The organism is Methanosarcina baltica (assembly GCF_055394095.1).
This window is the reverse complement of the sequence record NZ_AP042463.1, coordinates 90,711-115,074: the sequence shown is the minus strand read 5'-3', so window position 1 is coordinate 115,074 and position 24,364 is coordinate 90,711. Positions and strand designations below refer to the sequence as shown.

19 protein-coding genes and 3 pseudogenes are annotated in these 24,364 nt (G+C 43.7%); 11 read left to right on the top strand and 11 right to left on the bottom strand.

Annotation, left to right across the window (positions count from 1 at the left end; all coding sequences use genetic code 11):
• Nucleotides 1–3: 3 nt before the first annotated feature.
• The 6 genes and pseudogenes from ACZ5QV_RS00805 to ACZ5QV_RS00780 all read right to left on the bottom strand — a co-directional run bounded on the left by ACZ5QV_RS00805 (nt 4) and on the right by ACZ5QV_RS00780 (nt 5,497).
• On the bottom strand, nt 4–1,563 hold the full coding sequence (locus tag ACZ5QV_RS00805; RefSeq protein ID WP_464600790.1) for a type I restriction-modification system subunit M: 1,560 nt from the start codon (nt 1,561–1,563) through the stop codon (nt 4–6).
• A 203-nt stretch (nt 1,564–1,766) separates the two neighbouring features.
• Nucleotides 1,767–1,934 (bottom strand): annotated as a pseudogene (locus ACZ5QV_RS00800) (zinc ribbon domain-containing protein); the annotation flags it as partial.
• 151 nt (nt 1,935–2,085) lie between these two features.
• Nucleotides 2,086–2,217: pseudogene (locus ACZ5QV_RS00795) on the bottom strand (RNA-guided endonuclease TnpB family protein); the annotation flags it as partial.
• Nucleotides 2,218–2,321: 104 nt separating this feature from the next.
• Nucleotides 2,322–3,662, bottom strand: a pseudogene (gene ltrA, locus ACZ5QV_RS00790) (group II intron reverse transcriptase/maturase); the annotation flags it as partial.
• Nucleotides 3,663–3,674: 12 nt separating this feature from the next.
• Entirely contained in the window at nt 3,675–4,070 is a 396-nt protein-coding gene (locus ACZ5QV_RS00785) for a reverse transcriptase N-terminal domain-containing protein (RefSeq protein ID WP_464599831.1), read from the bottom strand.
• A 491-nt stretch (nt 4,071–4,561) separates the two neighbouring features.
• Nucleotides 4,562–5,497 (bottom strand): RNA-guided endonuclease TnpB family protein, encoded by a 936-nt coding sequence (locus tag ACZ5QV_RS00780; protein ID WP_464600789.1) that lies wholly within the window; start codon nt 5,495–5,497, stop codon nt 4,562–4,564.
• 442 nt (nt 5,498–5,939) lie between these two features.
• Here ACZ5QV_RS00780 and iscB point away from each other — a divergent pair, with 442 nt between their 5' ends.
• The 3 genes from iscB (at nt 5,940) to ACZ5QV_RS00765 (ending at nt 10,129) form a co-directional block, all read left to right on the top strand.
• Nucleotides 5,940–7,289, top strand: coding sequence for an RNA-guided endonuclease IscB (gene iscB, locus ACZ5QV_RS00775; protein WP_464600788.1), 1,350 nt, complete (start codon nt 5,940–5,942; stop codon nt 7,287–7,289).
• A 982-nt stretch (nt 7,290–8,271) separates the two neighbouring features.
• Nucleotides 8,272–9,192 carry an ABC transporter ATP-binding protein gene (locus ACZ5QV_RS00770; RefSeq protein ID WP_464600787.1) on the top strand — a complete coding sequence of 307 codons (921 nt, stop codon included), beginning with the start codon at nt 8,272–8,274 and terminating at the stop codon, nt 9,190–9,192.
• Nucleotides 9,185–10,129, top strand: coding sequence for an ABC transporter permease (locus ACZ5QV_RS00765; protein ID WP_464600786.1), 945 nt, complete (start codon nt 9,185–9,187; stop codon nt 10,127–10,129). Before ACZ5QV_RS00770 ends, ACZ5QV_RS00765 begins: the two co-directional genes overlap by 8 nt.
• Nucleotides 10,130–10,234: 105 nt before the next feature.
• On the opposite strand, the gene ACZ5QV_RS00760 is transcribed toward ACZ5QV_RS00765, so the two are convergent.
• Entirely contained in the window at nt 10,235–11,383 is a 1,149-nt protein-coding gene (locus tag ACZ5QV_RS00760; RefSeq protein WP_464600785.1) for an iron-containing alcohol dehydrogenase, read from the bottom strand.
• A gap of 173 nt (nt 11,384–11,556) precedes the next feature.
• On the opposite strand from ACZ5QV_RS00760, the gene tnpC reads away from it, so the two are divergent.
• Nucleotides 11,557–13,029: an IS66 family transposase gene (tnpC, locus tag ACZ5QV_RS00755; RefSeq protein WP_464599339.1), complete on the top strand. Its 1,473-nt coding sequence runs from the start codon at nt 11,557–11,559 to the stop codon at nt 13,027–13,029.
• 213 nt (nt 13,030–13,242) lie between these two features.
• On the opposite strand, the gene trxB is transcribed toward tnpC, so the two are convergent.
• On the bottom strand, nt 13,243–14,178 hold the full coding sequence (gene trxB / locus ACZ5QV_RS00750) for a thioredoxin-disulfide reductase (protein WP_464600784.1): 936 nt from the start codon (nt 14,176–14,178) through the stop codon (nt 13,243–13,245).
• Nucleotides 14,179–14,241: 63 nt separating this feature from the next.
• The gene (locus tag ACZ5QV_RS00745) at nt 14,242–14,484 is read right to left on the bottom strand and encodes a thioredoxin family protein (protein ID WP_464600783.1); all 243 of its coding nucleotides are present in this window, start codon (nt 14,482–14,484) and stop codon (nt 14,242–14,244) included.
• 206 nt (nt 14,485–14,690) lie between these two features.
• Here ACZ5QV_RS00745 and dph5 point away from each other — a divergent pair, with 206 nt between their 5' ends.
• The 5 genes from dph5 to ACZ5QV_RS00720 all read left to right on the top strand — a co-directional run bounded on the left by dph5 (nt 14,691) and on the right by ACZ5QV_RS00720 (nt 18,139).
• Nucleotides 14,691–15,491 carry a diphthine synthase gene (gene dph5 / locus ACZ5QV_RS00740; RefSeq protein WP_464600782.1) on the top strand — a complete coding sequence of 267 codons (801 nt, stop codon included), beginning with the start codon at nt 14,691–14,693 and terminating at the stop codon, nt 15,489–15,491.
• Nucleotides 15,492–15,534: 43 nt separating this feature from the next.
• Nucleotides 15,535–15,816 (top strand): DUF357 domain-containing protein, encoded by a 282-nt coding sequence (locus ACZ5QV_RS00735; protein ID WP_464600781.1) that lies wholly within the window; start codon nt 15,535–15,537, stop codon nt 15,814–15,816.
• A gap of 182 nt (nt 15,817–15,998) precedes the next feature.
• Nucleotides 15,999–16,409, top strand: a complete 411-nt coding sequence (locus ACZ5QV_RS00730; protein ID WP_464600780.1) for a DUF555 domain-containing protein — start codon at nt 15,999–16,001, stop codon at nt 16,407–16,409.
• Between the two features lie 89 nt (nt 16,410–16,498).
• Complete coding sequence (locus ACZ5QV_RS00725) at nt 16,499–17,395, top strand: carbohydrate kinase family protein (protein ID WP_464600779.1); 897 nt, start codon at nt 16,499–16,501, stop codon at nt 17,393–17,395.
• Between the two features lie 48 nt (nt 17,396–17,443).
• The gene (locus ACZ5QV_RS00720) at nt 17,444–18,139 is read left to right on the top strand and encodes a diphthine--ammonia ligase (RefSeq protein WP_464600778.1); all 696 of its coding nucleotides are present in this window, start codon (nt 17,444–17,446) and stop codon (nt 18,137–18,139) included.
• A gap of 119 nt (nt 18,140–18,258) precedes the next feature.
• Here the strand turns inward: ACZ5QV_RS00720 and ACZ5QV_RS00715 are convergent, their stop codons facing one another.
• Both ACZ5QV_RS00715 and ACZ5QV_RS00710 read right to left on the bottom strand, forming a co-directional pair.
• The gene (locus ACZ5QV_RS00715; protein ID WP_464600777.1) at nt 18,259–18,807 is read right to left on the bottom strand and encodes a LemA family protein; all 549 of its coding nucleotides are present in this window, start codon (nt 18,805–18,807) and stop codon (nt 18,259–18,261) included.
• 51 nt (nt 18,808–18,858) lie between these two features.
• A complete protein-coding gene (locus ACZ5QV_RS00710; RefSeq protein ID WP_464600776.1) occupies nt 18,859–20,649 on the bottom strand; it encodes a DUF2207 domain-containing protein in 1,791 nt (596 codons plus the stop codon).
• A gap of 659 nt (nt 20,650–21,308) precedes the next feature.
• On the opposite strand from ACZ5QV_RS00710, the gene ACZ5QV_RS00705 reads away from it, so the two are divergent.
• Both ACZ5QV_RS00705 and ACZ5QV_RS00700 read left to right on the top strand, forming a co-directional pair.
• Nucleotides 21,309–21,845 (top strand): NAD(P)-dependent malic enzyme, encoded by a 537-nt coding sequence (locus tag ACZ5QV_RS00705; RefSeq protein WP_464602132.1) that lies wholly within the window; start codon nt 21,309–21,311, stop codon nt 21,843–21,845.
• 81 nt (nt 21,846–21,926) lie between these two features.
• On the top strand, nt 21,927–23,591 hold the full coding sequence (locus ACZ5QV_RS00700) for an IS1634 family transposase (RefSeq protein ID WP_464599431.1): 1,665 nt from the start codon (nt 21,927–21,929) through the stop codon (nt 23,589–23,591).
• Nucleotides 23,592–24,364 lie beyond the last annotated feature (773 nt).

Genomic DNA, 24,364 nt, shown 5'->3' with positions numbered 1-24,364 from the left:
TAATTATCTCCCCAGCAATTTCTCAACATTTTCCGCAATCTGATTTTCCAGTTCCCGGCCCTCTTTATTCAGTCCTTCGAGTTCTTCGTTCAACTCTTCAAGCCGCTCGGAAAAAACGAAATCGTCTTCGATTGTGTCGGCCACTCCCACATATCGGCCGGGGTTCAGGGAATAGGCCTGTTCGCGGACTTCTTCGAGGGTTGCGGCTTTGCAGAGGCCTTTGATGTCTTCGTAGGGGGCGCTGCCTTCTTCTTCCCGGTAGCTTCGGACGATTTCGGCGATTTTGTCTATTTGGGCGGAGGTGTATTCCCGGTGGGCCCGGTCGATCTGCGTGAAGATTTCACGAGCGTCAATGAAAAGGATTCTGTCTTTTCTGGGGGTTTCGGCTTTTTGCCGATCCAGGAACCAGAGGGTGCAGGGAAGGGTGACTGTGTAGAAAAAGTTTGAGCCAATGGAAACCATGACATCGACGGCGCTGTTTTCGATAAGTTGCTTGCGGATTTCGGCTTCTTTGCCCCTGGCATCCGAAGCCGAGTTAGCCATCACGAAACCGGCCCGGCCTTTCTCGTTTAAGGCGGACCAGAAATGCTGTATCCAGATGTAGTTGGCGTTGTCCGTGGAAGGTGTGCCAAAGGGGAGACGAGGGTCCTCCGAGACTTTTTCGAAACCGACCTTCTTGACATTAAAAGGGGGATTTGCCATCACGAAATCGAAAGTGCCAACCGACTCGTGAATATCTTCATAATAGCTGTTTCCTTCCCTGATATCCCCGGAAAGGCCGTGCACTGCCAGGTTCATCTTGCAGAGCTTAACGGTATCCGCAACCTTTTCCTGGCCGTAAACCGAGATTTCGGAACTGGCTTTTCTCTGGTGCTGTTCCACAAAACGGGCACTCTGGACAAACATGCCCCCCGATCCGCAGGCCGGGTCCAGGATTTTCCCGTGGTAGGGCTCAATTATCTCAACGATCAGTTTGACAAGAGAAGTCGGGGTATAGAACTCGCCTCCTTTCTGGCCCTCGGCCATGGCGAACTTGCCCAGGAAATACTCATAGATTTTCCCGAAGGCGTCTCCTTTTATGCTGGGGGGGAGCCTGAGGGCTTTTAAAAGAGCAACAAGCAGCTCGGCTTCAAAAGCCGTATAGGTCTTTGGCAGGATTCCCTTAAGTTCCGGGTTTTCCTCCTCAATTGCCTTCATGGCCTCGTTTATGGCCTGGCCCACGTTTTCGCTTTCAGGCAGATTAAGGAGGTAGGAATATCTGGCCTTTTCCGGAAGGAAAAGGACTCCTTTCGCCTGGTAGTCCAGTTTCGAGACCTCATTTCTTCGCCGTCTGCCGGAAGGGTTTTTATCCTGCTCCTGTTCCTGCTCCCGCTCCTGCTTTAACTCCTCCACTGCCTGACTGAATTTAAAATCAGCATACCGAAGGAAAATAAGGCCCAGGACCGGGACGGAATACTCCGAAGCTTTCAGGCCCGAATTTGCCCGGAGTTCATTCGCTACATCCCATAACCTGTCCTCTGTCTCTTTGTTATTACCTGCCATTTTAACATCAACTTTTTCCACTTGTTTTCTACCCCTTCATCAACGAATCATAAGTGAACTACCCCCACATGTCAGCCTTCGGCTGTCATGTTAAACCATAGGGTTAACAGGAGTTTCTAATTTTCAATTAGAAACATCGAGGAAGGGGCTTCCTGCTTCGTTCTCCGGAGTAACCTCCACGAGTCCACAGGCTCTTCCCGATGTCCCATCGGTGTATCTTTAATTTAGATCGCAAGTGCAAACTTTTTAATATTTATAGCTGCGTTTATGTCCCTATCGTGTTCTGTTCCACATTCTGGACATTTCCAGTTTCTAACATCTAATGTTATTTTCTTATTGTGGAACCCGCAGACACTACAATTTTTAGTAGAAGGTTCCCACTGGCCAATACGATGCTGTCGTAAAAGTCCAGAATAACTCCGAATTCGGCCGATTTCATCAGGGCGACCAAATTTAATAAGTTCTTATGATGCCGATTTATGGAATTGATATTCGATTACTGTATGTGATTAATTAGAGATTCCCGACTTTTACGACGCTCTCAATACGGATTACTGTTTTCCCTATCTTTTTGGCCTTGTACTCCAACTTACTCACAAAACCCCCCCACGCAGCGTCACTTATAGCCTGTGCAAGTTTATGGTTCTTCTTCATGCCAGCAATGTTTAACGATTGTCGGCTAAGTCGGAGGGATTGCTCCCTCTTTCTCGCCTAAGAACTGTACGTGAGACTTTCACCTCATACAGCTCAAGCATCTCAAAACCCTGTAGGGGCAGTCGTTATAAAGTTGCATGGTGTTGTCTATGGCAATGAGCGTGTGTATATATCAGATTGGTCTGTCTGTTGTCCTTGTGATTTCCGTTTATGTGGTGTAGAGGTCTTTCCTCAGCATCATTGTTAATGTTTATCGGGAGTTCACAAAATGGACATATACCTGCCTGTTTTTTCCAAATTGTATTAAATATGCCTGACAGTCTTTTCGAGCCTTGATCTCTTTGACGTTTTATAAAGTAGTCTTTGTCAAGGTAAGGGTTTTTATCAATGGATAGGTTGGTATTTCTTACTATCCTTTTGTCGGATAGTCGTTTGAGCGTGTTATATTTGGTAGAGAATATCCAAGATCTGGTTTCGTAGGTATGCCAGTACTTATGGCGTATCCATTCTTTGTTTTTATACGGGTGTCTTCTTTTAGCCCATTTCCATAGCATCTTCCAGATTAAGTGGTCTATTGTGCTGAATGTTGCTTTTGCCACGATTCCTTGGTGGTAGTTCGACCATCCACTTATAATAGGGTTGAGGGTTTTGATTAGGGCTTCTTGTGGCCATGTTTTACCCTTTTTAATTGTGTTGCTGATTTTATCGACCACTTTCTGGATAGATTTCTTGGAGGGCTTGATAATAAGTTTCCCTTTATATTTTCTAAAGTTCCAGCCTAGGAAGTCAAAACCATCGTCAATGTGGGTGATTGTAGTTTTATCATCTGATAGTTCCAGACCTTTATCCTTTAGGAATCCTTTAATCAGTTCCTTCGCCTCTTCTGCTATTTCCTTTGTGTTTGCAGTAATTATAAAGTCATCAGCGTATCTTACAAAGTTTACTTTGTATTTTCTACGTTGATGATCAGTTATCCTTCCAGTTTTGCCCCTGTGGTATTTGTCTTCTAGGAGTTTTTCAATTCCGTCTAACGTCATGTTGGCTAGAATTGGGGAAATGATACCTCCTTGTGGGGTTCCTGCAACTGTTGGAAATAGGGTTTTGTTGAACACGTAACCTGACTTTAGGAATTGTTTTAGAACAGATTTGTCCATTGGGATATTTTCAAGTAACCACTGATGACTAATGTTGTCGAAACAGCCTTTAATATCCCCTTCTAGAATCCATTTAGCTGATCTTTTGGTGCTAAGATTTCCGAATATTATTGAACATGCATCGTGTGTGCTTCTGAATTTTCTAAACCCGAATGATCTTGCGTCTGCTATTGCTTCTGCTATAGGGTTTAGAGCCAGAGCATATAGGGATTGCATGGCTCGGTCGTGCATTGTAGGGATTCCTAGGGGTCGTTTCTTGTTTTTCCCATATTTTTCGATGTAAACACGCTTTAAGGGTTTGGATTTGTACCTTTTATCCGTTAATTAGAGAACCGCTTCCATCTTGGCTTTAGGTGTGTTCCACTGTTCGCCGTCGATTCCGGGGGTTCTCTTGCCCTTATTCTGTATTGTCTTACGGACTGCCAATAATTTGGCATAATACGAATGGGTTAACAGGTAGCTTAGCCTTTTGACAAGATTCCAGTTACCTTTTTTAACAGCTTTCGTAATTCGGACTTGCATCCAATTGACATGTTCCTCTACCTTTTTCCAGTTGATGTTGTTCCATCTGGAATAGGGTCGAACGTCTGTGAGCTTCTCATTGGTTGGTTTGGTGTGAGCAATGTTTATGCCGTTGGCTGTTTCAGGGTTTTCCCACAACAGTTTAATGGTTAATGCTTCCGCTTCTTCAATCAATGTATTTGAATGTCTCACATTCATAGGGTATGCCTTCGTTCATACGTTGAGCTACCATAGAGTAAGTCTGCATCCTTTCGGATTGGGGCAAATTTTGAACCCTTATACAATTCATTACAGATTGTCATTCGCTTTTTACTCCGTTCCTTTACCCTCTAAGTCATCGTTATCCTTTGCAGGATTTCTACCCTTGTGGGAACTTATAGGGCTTACCAAGTTCTATAACATAAATAATTGTGAGTACCTTAGAAGCCATCTATAAACCGAGAATCATATGTCCATTTCCCTCAGCGTCAATAGAACCGCTGAGGTCTAATTCTACACCTTTTGGTTCAAGCGTATCAATCTAGTTTCGCTTGTTGCTGTTAACGATTCTTACGATGGTTCAACTTACGTTTCTTCATAGCACTCTTACCTTAACAGATCGTTTGTATTAGATTTACAAACTTCTCCATATTGTCCTATGAGCTTCACACCCAGCCGTTGCCAGCCACGCATGTCATAGTAAGGTTATCTCAGATGGAGGAGATAGCATTTCTGCAATTCATGTTATAACTTCTTGTCACACCTACCGCTACAGCTTGGTTCTCGCTTATAAGGTCATTACTAACCTTGTGCTGAAAATCGTTTCTTTGATTGCTTATCTTTTCATGAATTTTTGCAAGTTTTTGTACTGCTTTCCTTCGGTTTTTTGAACCTTTTTCCTTTCTGCTCACTCTTCTTTGAAGAGTTTTGAGCCTTTTAAGAGAATTTTTAAGAAATCTTGGGTTCTCGATCTTTTCCCCGGTGGAAGTTATTGCAAAATCTTTTAGCCCTACATCTACGCCTATTGTAGTACTTTCAGAATACTCTTGAACTTCTGGATATTCTTCTCCGTCTTCGGTTAAGATGCTTACGTAGTACTTACCAGTGGGCGTTCTTCGAACTGTTGCCGTTCTAAAAAACTTCGAATTTAAGTTCTGTTCTATTATGGTTTCCCCATTGACTAGCGTTTTTTCAATGAGGTTATCCATAATTTCAGGACTTAATAGTTCCCGATGGATTTTAATTTTCATCCATCCAATTCCGGGAAAAAATATCTCTGAGGAAGTGAGATTAATCTTGTATCGTTGGGGCACCTTGAATGATTGTTTAGTGTCTTTTTTTGATTTCCTTTGTGGAAATCCATTCTGGCCTTTGAAAAATCTTGTATATGCATCTTGCAGGTTCCTTCTGGCCTGCTGTAATGACTGCGAATTGACTTCTTTAAGCCACGGATATATTTCTTTGAGAACCGGAATTAGCTTATCAAGTTCTGTAAGAGATATGTTGATTCTAAATTTGTCATAGTAAATTTGTTTGTACTCTAGTAGCTTGTTATAGATGAATCTGGAACACCCTATATGCTTTTCAATTAGCGTTCTTTGTTCATCATTTGCCGGATAGATCCGGCACACAAGCCCCTGTTTCATGCAAACCCCTATATATATTTAATATCATTTAAAAATACTTATTTACAGTGAAACATGTTTAAACCGGCCCCTGTAGCCTTGACGCATTCATCTCCCACCTGCCAGCCTCCGGCTGTCGAGGAAGGAGTCTTCTGCTGTCTGAGATAAATAGCTTGTTGACTCTCAATTTCGGCTCTTCCGGAAATCCAATTGTAGGTCAACTACCCCCACCTAAAACCTTCGCCTAACGGCTCAGGTTTTTGAGGAAGGGGCTTGTTTCGACAAGTCCCTGGTTGAATAGCCTTTCGTTATACTGGTCATGATATTCGAGGATACTCCACACGTTCTCGGAGATTTCGATCTGGATTAAACATCCCTGAGAGGTAGGGGAAGTGTTCAGGTCATTAACAAGCCAGTATAACAGTGGCGATGTGGACCCACTCCAATCAAGGAGGACAAATCTATGAAAATATTTGTCATCAATATACACAATGAACCATTAATGCCCACGACCCCGAGGAAAGCAAGAATATTACTTAAATCAGGTGGGGCAAAAGTGGTACAAAGGAATCCTTTCACTATCAAACTTCTTTATCCTTCGGGAAAAAATACTCAGGAAATAACCCTAGGAATCGATACTGGGTTCCTTAACATAGGATTTTCGGCAGTTTCCGAAAAAGAAGAACTTATTTCAGGAGAGGTAAAACTTCTTGCTGGAATGCCAGAGCGAAACGAAGAGCGGAGAATGTACCGAGGAAACCGAAGAAACCAGATAAGACACAGGAAACCTGGGTACAACAAAAACACCAACAAAGAAGATTGGTTAGCTCCATCTATCAAGCATAAGCTTGAAAGCCATATCAGATTAATAGAGGATCTTGCCGAAATCTTACCCATAACAAAAATCGTTGTCGAGGTTGCGAACTTCGACATTCAAAAAATCAAAAATCCGGAAATTGAAGGCAAACAGTATCAGGAAGGGGAACAGGCAGGCTACGATAACGTTCGGGCCTATATTTTGCACAGAGACGGCTACTCTTGCCAAAACCCGGACTGCAAAAACAAATCAAAACAGCCTTTGCTCCAGGTGCATCATATCCAGTACAGAAGTAACAGTGGTTCTGATCGGCCTGAGAACCTTATCACACTTTGTAATAAGTGTCATACCCCTGAAAACCACAAAGGATTCCTTTTAACATGGAAACCAAAGGTAAGAGGCTTCAAAGATGCTACATTCATGAATATAGTACGTTGGAAGCTCATTGATATTTTAAAAGAAAAGTATGATGTTGAGCACACTTTCGGATATGTCACAAAAGCGAAAAGGTGCGAGCTTAATCTTGAGAAAACTCATTCAACCGATGCTTTCTGTATTGCTGGAGGGGGAACTCAGGCTCGATGTGCTCCCCATGAAATACGACAAATAAGAAGAAATAACAGAAGTCTCTCGAAATTCTACGATGCGAAGTATATTGATTTGAGGGATGGCACTCAAAAAACCGGACAGGACTTAAATTCTGGAAGAACTACCAGAAACAAAAATCTTAACGGGGAAAATTTGAGAGTGTATAGGGGTAGGAAAACAAAGAAAGGAAGGTACAGCATAAGGAAAAATCATTATCCAATTCAACCAATGGATTTAGTTGAGTACGAAGGAGAGCTATATTATGTAGCTGGAGCACAAAATTACGGAAAGTATGTGAAACTTCGAGCCTCAGCAATTAAATCATCCAAAGTAGTAAATATTCAAAAAGTTAAAATTGTAAAGTACGGCAAAGGATTCTGTTGGATTGACCAATCAGTACCACGTTAAAAAAATATAGAATCCGGCCCCCGTAGTCTCGACGCATTCATCCCCCACCTGCCAGTTCCGGCAAAGCCGGAACTGTCGAGGAAGGAGTCTTCTGCTGTTTGAGATAAATATACTCATACAGATTTGGTTTTCAGAATTATGCTGGGGTGTTGCCTGCATTTCAGCTATTCCCGTTATGACAATAAACGTATGCAAGCGAAGGCATAATATTTTTATATTTCGTAACCATTTTATTTTATACTGATTTTTCTATTTGGAGACGTCGGAAACGTATATGATTATCCAAGTTTTGACTCATTTTTTTATCGCTAATAATTTTAATAAGTTTACATGATGCCAATTTTTGGAGTTAAGTTTAACGACTGTGCAAATTTAATTATGGGCCCCAAGTCTTTTCAAGCTCTCACTTACAAGAAAAATCAACAACCACTTGCCTTATAATTTCAAATATTTTTATAAAATAAGGTGACAGTTCTTGAAACTTTATTTCACCCGTCAGCTACTTTTTAAAGAATTTGATGTTGTAATTCATTTCATTCTTTGCAGTCAATATTCAAAACGTGCCTTATGATACGTATTTTGTAAAGGTAGACAGTGTAATAAAAGTATTACGAGATATTAAATAATTTAACCGCCTTCCGATTGCATTTTTATCCAAACCGGGAATTGCTGCCTGCATTTTGATGTAAAAATTCCGAATTTTAAAACTGAGTGAGTATATTTGTTCAAAACGTTGACATAGAATATAATATGTTAATTGCACTTCAAAAGCCTGCATATTGCAATGCACAGAAATTTTAAACGTATAACCTTATTTAAATTAAACCTCTTTATAAGTGCAAAATATAGTATAATTATAGACTCTGATCAACAACATTAAGCTTCATTGTAATTCTTGATTGTACTGTATGCTCACACCCGACACAGTTTGAAAACTACCCTAACAGTCAAGGTGAAAAACAGGAATTTTTACGGTGGTACATTGATTAAAGTTGACAATCTGGAAAAAAAGTATGGGAAAGTACAGGCCCTCAGGGGGCTTTCCCTGCATGTTGAAAAAGCTTCAATTCATGGGCTAATCGGGCCAAACGGAGCAGGTAAAAGCACCACGATCAAAATCCTTTCCACACTTGTCAGGCCTGACTCGGGCCTGGTTTTCTTAAATGGCATCGCCCTTAACGAAGGGGCCAGAATCCGGGACATGATAGGAGTTGTGCCTGAATTTCCAGGCCTTGAAAAGACCAGATCCGCAAGAGAGGAACTGGAGTTTCATGCAAAGCTTTACGGAATGAAGGAAGCCGGTGAAAGGATCAGAACTCTCCTCCGGGACCTGGGCCTTGAAGATGTCGCAGACCGTCCAACAGCCGGATATTCCACAGGGATGAGAAAACGGACCGGTCTGGCCCTTGCCCTGCTCCACGACCCGGAAATTCTTTTGCTGGACGAACCCATGTCCGGGCTGGACCCTGCCATCAGGAAACAGTTCAGAGACATCATCCTGAAACTGAAAGAAAAAGGAAAAACCATCCTGATCTCGGACCACGATCTTTTTACCGTGGAAGAGGTCTGCGACCGCGTGACAATTATTGAAAACGGAAAAACGGTTGCTGAAGACAGTATAGAGGCACTTCGCGGGCTAACTATGAACACCGGTATCGAACTGGAAATGCGTGAACATGCAGCAGCAGGCCGGTTGATGGAAATCCTCGTCTCCCTCAACTATGTAACCGACATCTCAAAACGCAGTAAAAGCCTCCTCGTTCGGGTCCGTGAGCCAGAATCGGACATACCCTCCCTCATCCGCACAGCTTCTGCAAACGCGGAACTGCTGGGGGCCCGTCCCATAAAGCTAACTCTCGAAGACATCTTCCTGAAGTTTACGGAAGAGATCAGAAATGTTTGATTTTTTAGAAGGGTTCTGGACGGTCTTTTGCAGTGAACTGAATTGCACTTTCCAGAAAAAGACCCTGACCACCTACATCATTTTTACATTTTTCTTTGTTTTAACCCTTTTTGGCATCAGCGCCCAGGAATTTGGGAGTATACAACCCGGCATCTCCCTTGAAGGACTTGGGCTTGGACTGGAAACGAAAGAAGGTCCTTTGATTAATATAATTATCTTCCTGGCCAGTTTTATTTCCTCAGGGCTTGAGGCTCTGAACATGGGAGAAATGCCCAGGGTCGTGATGCCTGTGGATATCGGACTGACGCTCTTTATTCTGCTCCCCGGCTTCCAGGGTATAAAAACTGCCTCCACGCTGGCAGTCCGCCTCTGCGCCTCCAGCCTTGCCCGGGAACGGGAATGCAGGACCCTTTACCAGCTGACAGCAAGCCCCCAGCCCAGAGGGTTCATATATCTCGGTAAGTTCTTCGGGGCTTTTTCCGCGGTTTTTCCCATAATACTCCTGGTTTATGGTGGTTCTTTCTTGCTACTGAACAATACCTTCCTGCCGCACATGAATGGAGGAAACGCACACCTCCTGAGCCTCCGGATGCTTGCGGTCTGTGCGGTCACCTCCTTTCTCTTTGCCGCAATTGCAATGCTGATTTCCACACTGACCTCAAACGAAGAAAACGCTGTGAACTATGGGACTCAGGTCCTGAAGGTCATGGGTTCCCTAGCAGCACTCTGGCTTCTCCTTCCGGCCCTGCCCTATCTGGAAGAAAGTACACTGAAAATTCTTGAATGTGTGACCCTGCTTTCCCCCTTTACTCTCTCCCTTCTTGCTCTTTTTGAAGAAAAAATGTTTGCCAGGTATATACTCATTCAGGCAGGGGCTGCAGTGTTTTTCCTCTACTGCGGAATAGCCGTATTTGCAAAGCAGGATATCGACTACTGAATCCTGCTTTTTCGGCAATTTTCCGGGAGGCATCTGATAGAATCAATCCTGATTCTACCGGGAAAATAGCAATTTCATCTAAAAAATAGAAAAAAATGGTGAAAATTACAGAGCCTGCCTGTAGATTTCCACGACTTCTTCTTTCTTAAATTTCCGGGGGTTGGTCAGGCGGCAGATGTCTTTCATTGCGCTTTCGGCCAGGATCTCGAGGTCTTCTTCCTTTGCTCCCAGTTCCTTGAGGCCAGAGGGGATTCCAACATCTTTTGCAAGTTTTCGGATTGCCTCGATGGCCTTATCAGCCGCTTCTTCCACGGAGAGGCCTTCCACGTCTTCGCCCATGACCTTTGCGATATCGGAAAAGCGTTCCGGGCAGACACTCTTGTTGTACATTTCAACATAGGGCAGGAGGATTGCGTTGCAGACCCCGTGCGGGAGGTCATAAAAGCCTCCGAGCTGATGGGCCATGGCATGTACGTAACCCAGGCTTGCATTGTTAAAGGCGATGCCTGCCAGATATTCGGCATGGGCCATCATGTCCCTGACATTCAGGTCGTCCCCATGGGCAACGGCCTTCCTGAGGTAGTTTGAAACAAGTTCAATTGCCTTGATTGCGGCCGCGTCCGTGGTTGGAGTCGCGATAGTGGAGACATAAGCCTCAACCGCATGGGTAAGGGCGTCCATCCCTGTTGCTGCGGTAAGGGCAGGAGGCATGCTGAGCATCAGCTCAGGGTCATTTATCGCAACGGAAGGGGTCAGACGGGCGTCCACTATCGCCATCTTAACATGGCGAATGGTATCAGTTATGATGGAAAAATTCGTCATCTCACTGGCAGTTCCCGCGGTCGTGTTTACCGTAATCAGAGGGGGCATGTCCTTTGCAACCTTTCCGATTCCCTCGTATTCATTGATCAACCCACTGTTTCCGGCCACTATGCCTATGCCCTTCGCACAGTCCATGGGACTTCCGCCCCCTACCGCAACGATCATGTCACAGCCGGATTTATCATAAAGGGCTGCCCCTTCCATAACGGATGTATCCGTGGGATTAGGATCCGCCCCCGCAAAGATTTCCGACTCGATTCCTGCCTTTTCAAGCAGTTTTGCCATTTGCTCTGCAAGAGAAAGCCCGTGTTTACTGGTCCCGGAAACGATAAGGGCTTTCGTCCCTCCCAGTTCCTTTGCCTGCGTCCCTATTTCCTTTACGCATCCCGCACCCATAAGGGCCAGTCGTGGATTCAGATAACTGTATATCATAAAAAATTCACCCGTCCTACAAAATTTTTAAAATGTATACTCGTTTACCCGCCACTTACAAACTATTCGTGGGCAAAACAAGAAGTAACTATTCAGCCATACTTTGAACAAAGGCAATTTTTCCTCGTTTCGAGGAAAAATTGCATATAAAATAACTCTATCTCTTCAGTATCATGCTTACACGTGAAGAGATTCTTGAAATCTATGAAGAAGGCCCTGAAGCAGTCGTTGCTGTAATTCAGAGACTTGAGACTATCATAGAGAAACAGGCTTCTCAAATTGCTGAACTTGAGGAACGTGTAAGGGTTTTAGAGGCTCGTCTAAATCAAAACAGCCAAAACAGCAGTAAACCTCCTTCTACTGACGTTTTTGTGAATGAAAAACCTAAACCTAAGAGTAGCCGCACAAGAAGTGGGAAAAAACCTGGTGGTCAAAAAGGTCATTCTGGAAGTACTTTCGAAATGGTTGGGGATCCTGACCATATAATATTTCATTCCCCTCACTGCTGTGAAAATTGTGGTCATGATCTTGAAGATACTGAAGTTCGGGACTGTGAACGCAGGCAAGAAGCTGATATTCCTCCTGTGAACATCATATTTACCGAACATCGTGCTGAGTCCAAGAAATGCCCTCACTGTGGGAAAATAAACAAAGGTACTTTTCCAGACTCTATAAAATTCCCTATTCAATATGGACCTCGCCTTTTATCCTCTCTTGTATATTTAAGGAACTTTCAATTGATTCCTTATAAACGGATTTGTGATTTGTCAGAGGACTTTTATGGAATACGTATCAGCCCTGCTACCATAAAAAGAGCTGAAAAGGAATTATTCCAGAAATTGGAACCTTTCGAAAAAGCTGTTTTCGAACATCTACGGGTAGCCTATTCTGTACATTGTGATGAAACAGGAATGAGGGTTTTAGGGACAAAATGGTGGCTCCATGTTGTTTCAAACAGTCTGTGGACATACTATTTTGTACATCCAAAAAGAGGATCAGAGGCAATGAATGCTTTGGGTTTTCTTCCAGAATACAAGGGGGTAGTAGTTCATGATGGTTGGGCATCATACAACAAATATGGATGTGAACATGCTCTCTGCAATGCTCATCTTAAGAGGGACCTCACTGGAGTTGAAGAGAATTTTGAGCAGCAATGGGCTAAAAAAGTAAATGAACTTCTGAGTGAAGTAAAAAAATATACCGACGAATGCAGAGAAATGGAAATTCCAATAGATCCAATAAAAGTCAGGGCATTCGAGGAAATATACGATAAAATAATTAAAGAGGGAATTGAAGAAAATCCACCTCCTGACCTCTCAAAACAGGTTAAAAAAAGAGGAAGACCAGCACAAACAAAAGCAAAGAATCTCCTTGATAGGTTCATAAAATACAAGGATAGGATTCTGAAATTCCTCAATGACCTGAGAGTTCCATTTGATAATAATCAAGCAGAGCGAGACATCAGAATGATGAAGCTACAACAGAAGATTTCGGGAACTTTCCGAAGCATCGAAGGAGCGGTAGCTTTCTGCAGAATTCGGGGATACATATCCACTATTAGAAAGAATAGCTTGAATGTCATGGATGCTATTCGAGCGGCGCTCAATGGAGCGCCGCTATTATCCGATAGTTGCAACATTAGCTGAAACTATGCTTTTTTTATCAGTAGGCTGAATAGTTACAACAAGAATTAATATCAAATGTAACAGGTTATAAATAAAGATAAAGTTTTCATTGTATAAATAATATAAATGTTTGTGCATCAACAAGATCTATAATAAGTAAAGTGTAAAAGTACCCGAAAAGCAGGCACCAAATTCCGTATATTTAGCGAGAAAAAAATGCCGGTAACCCCTTATTTACACCCTCAGCCCCAGAATATATTCATTCGCAGCAGTAGCCGCAACGGCCCCGTCGCTGACAGCCGTTACAAGTTGCCAGATGGTAGTTGCCCGGCAGTCTCCTATAGCATAAATCCCTTTTACCGAGGTCTCCATCCACTCGTTAGTAATAATAAACCCGTTTTCGTCCTTTTCAACATCAAGGATTTCGGTATTCGGGTGGATGCCTATATAAATAAAGACCCCGGCCGTGGGAAGCTCCCTCTTCTCCCCGCTTTTGACGTTTTCAAGGACCACCTTCTCAACCCTCGGGATTTCGCCTTTTCCTCTCAAGATTTCCCGCAAAACAGTGTCCGGGACAAAGACAAAATTGGGAGCCGAAAGCAGCCTGTCTTGAAGCACTTTAACGGCTCTGAGCTCTTCCCGTCGGTTTACAAGATAAACTTTTTTTACTATTTTTGAAAGGATAAGGGACTCCGTAACCGCGGAATCTCCTCCCCCGACAACGACCACGGTCTTATCTTTGAAAAAAGGCCCGTCACAGGTGGCGCAGTAAGAAACCCCTTTTCCTGCCAGTTCCTCTTCCCCGGGAATCCCCAGGTGTTTGGGATTTGCTCCGCTTGCAAGGATCACGGTTTTTGTCTCAAAGGGCCCTCCGGCTTCCTCCTCGCCGTCCGTGGAAACAGTAAATTTCCCGGCCCCGGAGCGGACGGAAAGAGCCTCTCCAAACCTAGTCTCCACCCCGGCCACCTCCGCATGTTCCTTATATCTCTGCATAAGCTCCAGGCCCGTGATGGCCTTAAAGCCCGGATAGTTCTCCACAATATCCGTAAGTGCTATCTGCCCGCTGACGGCGCTTCTTTCCAGCACAAGGGTTTTCAGCCCGAAGCGAACCGCATAAATTCCCGCAGTAAGCCCGGCAGGCCCCCCTCCTATAATTATCAGGTCATACATACCAACACACCCAAAATACTTCATTTGTTGGACACTTCGTCCCATCAACTCAATAACAATATTTTAGACTATCCTGGAGAGGGCCTCGGCCTTTTTCGGGACTCCCACAAAGACGATTTTCCCGTCAATAAGCGTTGTCGGAACCCCGCTTATCCCGTATTTTGCGATAAAGTCCTGGCCCTCCGGCGTATCCACATCGATTTCTTCGTACTCGAAGCCATATTCGGCTTTTAGATCCCGCCAGAGTTTGCGGACCGACGGACAGACCGTGCACCACCGGGCATGTACAAGCGTGACTTTTACCATTTCAACCCCTTCTGAAAAAACTATTTTTAAATGCATCCGGACCTGCAAAAGGTTCTAAAAACCTCTGTAAGTCTCCGTAAGCCTTCTTAAGTCTCCCTGACCTCTCTATTTCCCGGTTTTATTATTGACCTGCGAATATATATAAACATCCTGAAAGCCCGTTTTCCGCCAAAAGCTTTAAACAATGAAGCCTGTAAAACAGGGCTATGCTCACATTTATAGGACTGGGCCTTTTTGATGAATCCGACATTTCCTTAAAAGGGCTTGAAGCCATAAGGAACGCCGAACTCGTCTACGCGGAGTTTTACACCTCCACACTCATGGGCACGGACCTGGAAAAAATGGAAAAACTTTATGGGAAAAAGGTCCGGGTGCTCGACAGGGAAGACGTGGAACAGCAACCCGATTGGATCAACGAGGCCCGGGAAAAAGACATAGTTTTCCTGACCGGGGGAGATAGCATGGTCTCCACAACCCATGTGGACCTGCGCCTGCGGGCAAAAGAACTCGGGATCGAGACCCGGATGATTCACGGCTCTTCCATAAGCTCCGCCGTCGCGGGCCTGAGTGGCCTCCAGAACTACCATTTCGGAAAGTCCATAAGCGTCCCCCATCCCTACAGGAGCAGGCGGGATGTCCTGGTTATTACGGAAGCTCCTTACGATACCATAAAGCTGAACTCCGGACTGGGCCTGCACACCCTTGTCTTCCTGGACATCGATAAGGATAAAGGGTACATGACGGTAAACAGGGCACTTGAACTCCTCCTCCATGTTGAAAAACTACGGGGAGAAGGCGTGATGGAAAATAAAATAGTGGTCGGAATCGCCCGGGCGGGATCAAAAAAGCCCGTCGTAAAGGCCGGCTACGCGGAAAAATTAAAGGACTTCGATTTCGGAGCCCCCCTCCATATCCTGGTCATCCCCGGAAAACTGCACTTCATCGAGGCCGAAGCCCTTGTGAAACTTGCGGGCGGACCGGAAGAGCTCCTGGAAGAGCTTGAGTAAAAAGATAACAGTGTCTGTTGATCCGGACGAAAGGTTATAGAAGATGCCTGCCGATTTGAACGAAAAGGTTGTCCGCTACGAGGACATGCTAAAAAGGGCCCTGGAAAAGGCAAAATTCGCTCCGATCCCGGATTCTCACATGTACGCCGTGGCAAAGGACTACCACACGATGGCCGAGGCCTATTACAAAGACGGCCTGTATTTCCTGAAGCAGAAAGACCCGGTAAACGCTCTTGTGGCCTTCAGCTACGGACACGCCTGGCTTGACGCCGGAGCAAAACTCGGAGTTTTCGACGTGGACGACGAAACCCTTTTTACCATATAAGGTGGGGGGTAAAACCGGGATTAACAGTATAATTTAAATAATATATAATCTGATGTTTGAAAATTCCGAAAAACTGATATTTTATATACTTTAGCTCATTTTACAGTTTTCTATAGGATTTTTCTGCGGCAAGCGCAGGAACACTTCACTTTAATACTTTACAAATAAATGTGGCGACTATTATGAAGAACTTTCACGTAATACTTGAAGCAGCTTGGTTGGTTAGAGACGTACAGACGGCAGATGACGCAATAGGGGTCGCGGTTTCAGAAGCAGGCAAACGCCTGAACCCTAAACTGGACTACGTAGAGGTCGATGTCGGTTCAACATTCTGTCCTGCATGTAATGAAGCTTTCAGCAGTGTTTTCATTGCGGCAAACACTGCACTTGTAGGGCTTGTTTTCGAGATGAAGGTCTTTGATGCCGAATCAGCGGAACACGCAGAAAGGATCGCAAAATCCGTTATAGGAAAATCCCTGCGGGACGTCCCCCTGAAGGTTATCGAGGTCGAGGAATTTGAAAGAGGGCCAGAACGCGGGGTCGAACGTGGGTTCGAACGTGGAACCGAACGCCATGAACGCTCGAAAAAATAAAGCTAAAAAATAGAGTTATTAAACAAAATATAGAATTATTAATTTCCGCCAGGACCTAAAAACAGGTAGAGGAAAGGTAGAGGAAAACCATGGGCAGAGTGATTTCCGTAGTCGGGCATATAGCCCTTGATTATATTATCGACGTGGAAAGAATCGCAGAAAAAAACGAATCGTCTCCGGTAATTGATTATGAGGAATATCCCGGAGGAGGAGCCGCAAACATCGCGGTCGCCATCGGGAAGCTCGGAGGAAAAAGCCAGCTCATCTCTCCTGTGGGAGCCGATTTTGAGGGCTCGGACTACGAAAAGATTCTGAATGGGGCAAGGGTTGACCTCTCCCATCTCTACCGTTTAAAAGAGGAAAAGCTCCCGAAAGCTTTTATTTTCACGGATAAGGAGCACAACCAGGCCACCTACTTCTACTGGGGGGCTTCCTCGAAGTTTAAAGAACTCGAAGCATCCCCTGCCGATTTTGTCCACCTCGCAACTGCCGACGCCGTCTATAATGCGAAGATCGCACAGCTTTCAAACTTCGTGTCCTTCGACCCGGGCCAGGACCTTATGACCTACTCAAAGGAAAACCTGGAAACCATCCTTGCTCATACCGACATCCTCTTTGCGAACCGGCATGAGATAAAAAGAGTCTCCGAGATAACGGGAAAAGACTTTGCCGAACTTAAAAAGATGATCGGTATAATCATTGTTACCTGCGACTCAAAAGGGAGCCGCATTTACACCGATTCCGAAAAATTCGATATCCCAATCGTAGCCGTTAGGGCCCTTGACCCCACCGGAGCAGGGGACGCCTACAGGGCCGGTTTCCTGCTTGCCCTCACAAGAGGCTACTCAATCCCCACCTGCGGAAAAATCGGGTCAACCGTGGCCTCCTTTGCCGTGCAGAGCGTGGGCTGTCAGACCGACCTTCCGGACTGGGAAGGGATGAAAGCCCGGTATGAGGTAAATTTCGGGGAACTTGAAGCAGTTTAATTTGAGGAATTAGAGAACCGGGATATTTCAGTTTAGGACAGAGATAATATGAAGCTTGCAGCACTGATTTCGGGAGGAAAAGACTCGGTCTATTCCATCCAGAAAGCCCTCGACGAGGGGCATGAAGTAACCCATCTTATCACCATTGTCCCGGAGCGGGACGATTCCTACATGTACCACTCCATCAACCTCCACATTGTCGATATGATCTCGGAAGCCTGTGAAATCCCGCTTATCCGGCAGCCTTCGAGCGGGATCAAGGAGCTTGAACTGGAGGACCTTACCCATGCCCTCCGGAAAGTGGACGTTGACGGGGTAACGGTCGGAGCCATCGAGTCCAAATACCAGGCAGACCGGGTTCAGAAGATCTGCGATTCCCTCGGGCTTACGATGTACGCCCCCCTCTGGCACCTGGACCCCGAGGAGCTTCTCCTTGATATGATAAAGGTGCTTGATATCCGGATCGTCTGCGTGGCCGCGGACGGGCTTGACGAGGGCTGGCTCGGAAGGCAGATATCCCTCGATTCCATCGAGAGCCTGAAGGTCCTGAACCGCCGCCGTATGGTCCATCTGGCCGGAGAAGGCGGGGAATACGAGACCCTTGTCCTGGACGCGCCCTTTTTCAAAAAACGGATAGAGATAGAGAAGAGCGAAGTCAGGTGGATGGGGGACAGGGGTGTCCTGGAAATCCTCGAAGCAAAACTTGTGGACAAGAGTACTTTAAAGAAATCGAAAAACATGTAACTGGTTCAGTAGCGTCAATTACCCCCACCTGCCAGTTCCGCCAAAGCCGGAACTGTCGAGGATGGGGACCCCCCTGCTGCCTGAGCTGAAGCAGTATATATTACCAGGACTCCACCCTGTTAGAACTCAACCCTCGGGGTTTGCCTTTCTCCCTCCGCGACTTTAAATAACTCTTTTTTCTTAAAGCTCAACAAAGATGCGACAATATTTTTAGGGATTGTCTGAATGCTGATGTTATATTTCATAACGGTATCATTATAAAACTGTCTTGAATAGGCAATTTTGTTTTCGGTCTCCATCAGGTCTTTCTGGAGCTGCATAAAGTTCTGGTTGGCTTTAAGTTCGGGATAGTTTTCTGTAACTGCAAAGAGGGACTTCAGGGTAGAGGTGAGGTAATTGGATGCTTCTGCCGTTTCATTGACACCGTTTGCAGTCATTAACGAAGCCCTGGCTTTTGTAACGTTTTCAAAAAGGTTTTTTTCGTGCTTAGCATAACCTTTCACTGTTTCTACCAGATTGGGGATAAGGTCATAGCGCCTTTTCAACTGGACTTCGATCTGAGCCCAGGCATTTTCTATCCTGTTTCTCTGTTTAATAAGGTCATTGTAAAATATAACGAAGAGCAAACCCAGAATTATTAGCAATATTATCAGAATTTCAACTATCAAAGTAGATCACCATCTTTATATGAAAATCACTTAGCCTGGCATTCACCGGAGTTACCTGGCCCCTCCCCCACCGCCACCGGAGCCACCGCCAACGCCGCTTACTCCTCCTCCTCCGCCACTTCCTTTTGATGATGGAGTAGAGGCCGAATATGCACTCCCGAAACCGGAGCCTAAAAGGACGTAACTGTGGTGCACGGAGTAGATACGACTATTTCTCAGCTGTTCGTCAGGCACGACTAAAGCCATGTTTTTGAGGACTTCTTCCGCAACCCCCAGAGCGGTTGCATACACCAGATAAGAATCCCAGAGCTGTATTGATTCCGGGGGGTGCTCTTTGAGTGCGGAGAAGTCAATAAGATATTTTTTAAAATTATCCCAGCGTTTGTAATAGAGCTTTCCTTCAGGAGTCCAGTGGCCCATAACCTTTTCGAATGTCGAGGAGAAAATGATCATAACTGTCCCGAAGGCTGCTACCAGAGCCATCAGTATATTCATATTTGAAACCTGGGGAAATGCATTGGAAGGGAAATATTTGAAAATTACAACAAAATAAACAAATGCCGCTATTACAGTTACCATACCGAAAATACTCGTCTGTGCATTCCCTCTGGAACTGAAGAGTTTTTTAACTACAATATGCCTTTCAACTTTTTTATTCCAGTTGTGAATAAAATTATAGAAATCGGTTCCCTTTCCAAGTTCCTTTTTGAGCTGGTCCCAGGAAACCTTATTTTCGGAAGCATGTTTTTTCAATAAATTGAACACATCTTCTTCGTAATTTTCCAGTTTGGGGAGCATTCCATTAGCATCCTCAGGCGAGTCCGGACTGGCAAGTTCAATTAAAATGTTTTCTGACTCGGATTTGAAAAGGCCAAATACCCTGTTTTCTTCTGCTTTTACAGTACGAAGAGAAATATAACCAAGGTTAGCAAGGTTCATAACCGTGGCCGTAAACCCCCCCATTGTAGGAGTCCCTATCTTCCCCTGCATTATGGCATTGACCACGGCAGGGTGGGAATGGGTAGGAGGCTCTCTCTCATAGATTGCATCATAATTAATTTTTGGTTCTCTCCCGTACCTGAAATAAATGATGAAAGGAAATGCAAGGGCAAAAACTGCAAATACAGTTATCGGTATATAAAGGACCTTTAAGATCAAACCTTTTATTTTGTATTCGTTTTCAATGGATTTTATTTTTTTAAGGCCTGCTTCATTGTCAATCTGGACCAGGCTGGAATTGGGAGATTCAATTCTCGGGAAAACAACCCTGACTTCATACCATTGATTAGAGGGTATTTTGGTTGTTTTTATATTGAGCACATTCTGTTCCACCTCCGAAACCTGTGTGTAATCGGTCGGATGAATCCAGTACTGGACCTCATCCTCGTTTTCCACAGGCAGAGTAATGCTTCCTTTCAAGCTCTCAAGAGGTTTTCCCCATTCATTCCCCCAGAGCTTATAGTGATATTCGGAAACGTCACTGTGGACCTTTACTGCGCCATAATGGTCATATGAAACGAAAAAAGTTACTTTTTCTGGAGTGGGAGTCGGAAGACTACCCACCAGTTCATACCCCTCGGAAGTCGGGCTTACAATGAAGTTACAGGTTTCATCGGAACAATATCCCTGAATGTTCCGGATAGATTCACCGGGACACTCTTCAAGAACCCTCAACACCTCGTGGTAATTACCCTCAAATCTGTAGGAAATTGATTCTTCAACGTGGACCAGGCCATATGGACCAATGGTTATATTCGTCGTTGCCTCTTCCAGTGCGTAGTCTCTTGCACTGACAGCAGGCACCAGACAGAGAAGAATCAGTAAAAGAATAGTTACTTTCAAGCCTGCAGAATTACGACTTCTTTTTCTGATAGGTTCAACTAAACCGTTTGAAAAGCTCAACAAAAGACCTCCAACTCAATAACCTCCAGACCATCATTCTCTAGCTCTGTATTAAATTAATGATATTAATATTTTTCCAAAAGTTATTATAAGGGTCACTTGAAGGTTGCTGTAAAATTCAGGGCCGGTAAAACTATCCGGTTCGCTTGGAAATTATCATTAATTTACAGGTTTCCCAAAATAAATCAAGAGACTTTCAAAGTCCCCGAATATCTTTTTTTCCCAGGATGAAGGGAAAATAGCTGTAAATGATAAAGATCGCAGGCAGCAGGCAAATAAGGTTCAGCACGGTTAAGCTCAGGGCAATACATGAAAAAGAGTGAACGGAACTCCGTTTTTCCTTTTTCTATATATTTATAATTTCACTTCTCCGGCGGCTTTATCTATAATTTTGTACAAATTTATGCATCACCTAATAAGCCATTTTTTGATCATGGAGGAGATCGGAAATGTCAGGTTCAGGTTCAGGTTTAGGTTCAGATCCAAATAAAATTTCCGGAAACAGGGATATTCACACCACCATTTATAGGGAGTCGCTGAAATTTCATAAAGCTCACAGGTGAGTCCTCGGGGTAAGAAGCAAGGTTCCGCTTGAAAACATACACGACCTCAGCGTTGCCTACACGCCCGGGGTGGCCGAGCCCTGCCGGAAGATTCACGAGAACCCGGAATTTGCCTACCTCTACACCCTCAAGAACAATACCGTGGCCATCGTTACGGACGGCTCGGCCGTGCTGGGACTCGGAAACATCGGGCCACAGGCCGCTCTTCCTTTGATGGAGGGAAAAGCCATAATCTTCAGGGAACTGGCCGGAATAGACGCCTTTCCCATCTGCCTCGGCACGCAGGACCCGGAAGAGCTCATAAAAACTGTAAAATACCTGGCTCCCACCTTCGGAAGAATCAACCTGGAAGACATAAGCGCCCCCCGCTGCTTTGAAATCGAGGTCAGGCTAAAGGAAGAGCTGGATGTCCCCGTCACCCACGACGACCAGCACGGGACAGCTCTCGTCGTGTATGCGGGACTCATAAACGCTCTCAAACTCAGCTTTCAAAGAAGAGCTATTTTTGCCTTGATTTGCCACAAAAATCAGTGGCAAGGAAGATCCGTTAAAAAAAATATTTGTAAGGCCTAAGTTCTAAATTACATTTAAAAAGCCTATTGTATCTGTTTTTTGAAGAAATATCTTTATATACGTAGAACCTAAATTTATATCATGGTTTTTTTAAAACAGAAAATAATCAACGGTAAAAAATACTGGTATATTATTAAAACTGGCAGAATTGATGGAAAAGTGAAAACTATATTTCAGATATATTTAGGCAATGCCGAAAAAATATTTGAAATGAAAAAACAGAGTGAATCATTGCCCTACATGAAACTGAAATCTTTTGAGTACGGCAAACTTGCCGCACTTCTTCATGTGAATGAAGAGCTTGGATTCGTTGACATAGTGAACAAGCACACTATGAAAAAATCAATCGATGGTTTAAGTGTCGGAGAGTATCTTTTACTTGATATAGTGGGGAAATCTCATGGAGTTTTAAGTGAAAACGGTATTGGGGAATGGTTCAAAAAATCGGCCTTATCTTTTAAGTGGAAATTCCCTCATAAATTAAATTGTCAGAATTTTTTGAATCATATGAATTACATTGATTCCGACACAATGAAAAATATTGAAGACGATTTGTGCCGAGTTCTCATCGAAAAAGGACTAACCCCTTCAGTACTGTTTGTGGATGAATCAAACTGGTTCACTTATGCTACCAATTATGATGAAAAAAGTGAATTGCTTCATAAAGGGTATAACAAAAAGCATCGTAAAGACAAAAATCAGGTATCTGTAGCGCTGGCTGCTAATGATTACAACTTACCTTTTATTCACGAGACATATCCAGGAAATGTGCATGATTCAGAGGAATTTTCAGGTCTGGTTGACAAAATAGTAAACCGTCTAACCGAATTGAATATTTGTTCGGAAGACCTTGTTCTTGTTTTTGATAAGGGAAACAATTCAAAGGACAACATTGAAAAAGCAACTTCAAAGATGAATTTTGTAGGGGCTGTAAAAGCAAATCAGGCAGATGATCTTCTTGAAGTGCCATTATCTAAATATCAATTTTTATATGAAAGCTCAGAAGGCCACAAAATTTATGGCTATCGGACAAAGCATCAGTTTTACGGGACAGAATTTACAACAGTAATTACTTTCAATGAAGGAACTCACAAACTTCAAAAAAGAACTTGTGAGTCAAATATGTCAAAAATAACTGAGAATCTGGAAGACCTACAGAGGAGACTGGAAAGCAACAGAGGAAAAGCAAGAAACAGGAGCAGTGTAGAAAAAGAGGTTGCAGACATTATTATCAAAAAATACAGAAGTATGGTGAAATATGAAATTACTGATGCTCCTGAAGGTAAGAAAAAACCTCAGTTAAAGTTCTGGATTGACGAAGAGAATAAAAATAAGCGCGAAAATTCATTAGGAAAAAATATACTATTTACAGATAAGCACCGTTGGCACACTAAAAAAATTGTGCAAACATACAACAATAAAGGCGCTATAGAGGATGATTTTAAGCTATTGAATGATCACCTGCTTGTCCCTGTGGGACCGGTGTACCACCACAAAGATGAAAATATCAAAGTTCACGTATTTCTGTCTATAATTGGCTTACTTTTCTACAGATATTTAGCCTGGGAGACAAAGAGATATGGTCTTTCTATGAGAAGACTAATTGAAAATTTGTCCGAAATTAGGCTGGCAGTTATCCAGGATAAAGAATCAAATAAGTGTAATATTATTCTGGAAGAGATGAGTACAAAGCAAGCATCATTATTTTCTTTCTTGAACCTGGGTAATTACCTGCCACCCCAATAAAAACGTCATCAGTAGGATTATTCATTCCTTAGGCCCACACAAACAAAGCCGCTTGATAACGGAAAAACATGCATCTTTGAAAGTAAAGTCAAAATCGTTAAATATAATATCAAGTATTTTTGTGTACCATTTTTAACCACGGAAGAAATCGTTAAATATAATATCAAGTATTTTTGTGTACCATTTTTAACCACGGAAGACACGGAAACCGGCCTTTGGCCGGTGAGTAAGTTGGATCTTTATGCAATAGGATTCAAAAACGACCCTTGATTCTTTAAAGATGAATAAAAAATGCCGAAAAAACCTTAATTGCCGTCTTACGGCCTTTATTTTTCCGTGTATTCCGTGTGTTCCGTGGTTTGAATGCACACACCAAACACCCCCTCACACAAAAACACAATATGTATGAGTATGAAACAACTCCCAAAATAAAACTTGAAGTTATATTTTCATCATTCCTAAACCGGAATTAAAACGAAGATGCTATGAAAAAAACAGTAAAATCGAGGGGACCTCCCTGAGAAAAATGGTTGAGTGAACTACCCCCACCTGTCAGCCTTTGGCTGTCGTGTTAAACCGTAGGTTTAACAGGAGTTTCTAATCTTCGATTAGAAACATCGAGGAAGGAGTCTTCTGCTGTCTGAGATAAACATAATTAGCTTTTTATCATTCTTCAAAAGTTAAAGCTCCTGAATGCGTATCTTTTTGTTTTGTCATTAAGAAAGGGCCGTTTGCAAGCGAACGAGAACGGTTGCCGGGGATCAAAAAAGCCG

What these genes read in the sequence shown, in the direction of transcription:
- ACZ5QV_RS00785 (WP_464599831.1), bottom strand. Translation starts at nt 4,070, where the DNA reads ATGAATGTGAGACATTCAAATACATTGATTGAAGAAGCGGAAGCATTA.
- ACZ5QV_RS00780 (WP_464600789.1), bottom strand. Translation starts at nt 5,497, where the DNA reads ATGAAACAGGGGCTTGTGTGCCGGATCTATCCGGCAAATGATGAACAA.
- iscB (WP_464600788.1), top strand. Translation starts at nt 5,940, where the DNA reads ATGAAAATATTTGTCATCAATATACACAATGAACCATTAATGCCCACG.
- ACZ5QV_RS00765 (WP_464600786.1), top strand. Translation starts at nt 9,185, where the DNA reads ATGTTTGATTTTTTAGAAGGGTTCTGGACGGTCTTTTGCAGTGAACTG.
- ACZ5QV_RS00760 (WP_464600785.1), bottom strand. Translation starts at nt 11,383, where the DNA reads ATGATATACAGTTATCTGAATCCACGACTGGCCCTTATGGGTGCGGGA.
- tnpC (WP_464599339.1), top strand. Translation starts at nt 11,557, where the DNA reads ATGCTTACACGTGAAGAGATTCTTGAAATCTATGAAGAAGGCCCTGAA.
- trxB (WP_464600784.1), bottom strand. Translation starts at nt 14,178, where the DNA reads ATGTATGACCTGATAATTATAGGAGGGGGGCCTGCCGGGCTTACTGCG.
- ACZ5QV_RS00745 (WP_464600783.1), bottom strand. Translation starts at nt 14,484, where the DNA reads ATGGTAAAAGTCACGCTTGTACATGCCCGGTGGTGCACGGTCTGTCCG.
- dph5 (WP_464600782.1), top strand. Translation starts at nt 14,691, where the DNA reads ATGCTCACATTTATAGGACTGGGCCTTTTTGATGAATCCGACATTTCC.
- ACZ5QV_RS00735 (WP_464600781.1), top strand. Translation starts at nt 15,535, where the DNA reads ATGCCTGCCGATTTGAACGAAAAGGTTGTCCGCTACGAGGACATGCTA.
- ACZ5QV_RS00730 (WP_464600780.1), top strand. Translation starts at nt 15,999, where the DNA reads ATGAAGAACTTTCACGTAATACTTGAAGCAGCTTGGTTGGTTAGAGAC.
- ACZ5QV_RS00725 (WP_464600779.1), top strand. Translation starts at nt 16,499, where the DNA reads ATGGGCAGAGTGATTTCCGTAGTCGGGCATATAGCCCTTGATTATATT.
- ACZ5QV_RS00720 (WP_464600778.1), top strand. Translation starts at nt 17,444, where the DNA reads ATGAAGCTTGCAGCACTGATTTCGGGAGGAAAAGACTCGGTCTATTCC.
- ACZ5QV_RS00700 (WP_464599431.1), top strand. Translation starts at nt 21,927, where the DNA reads ATGGTTTTTTTAAAACAGAAAATAATCAACGGTAAAAAATACTGGTAT.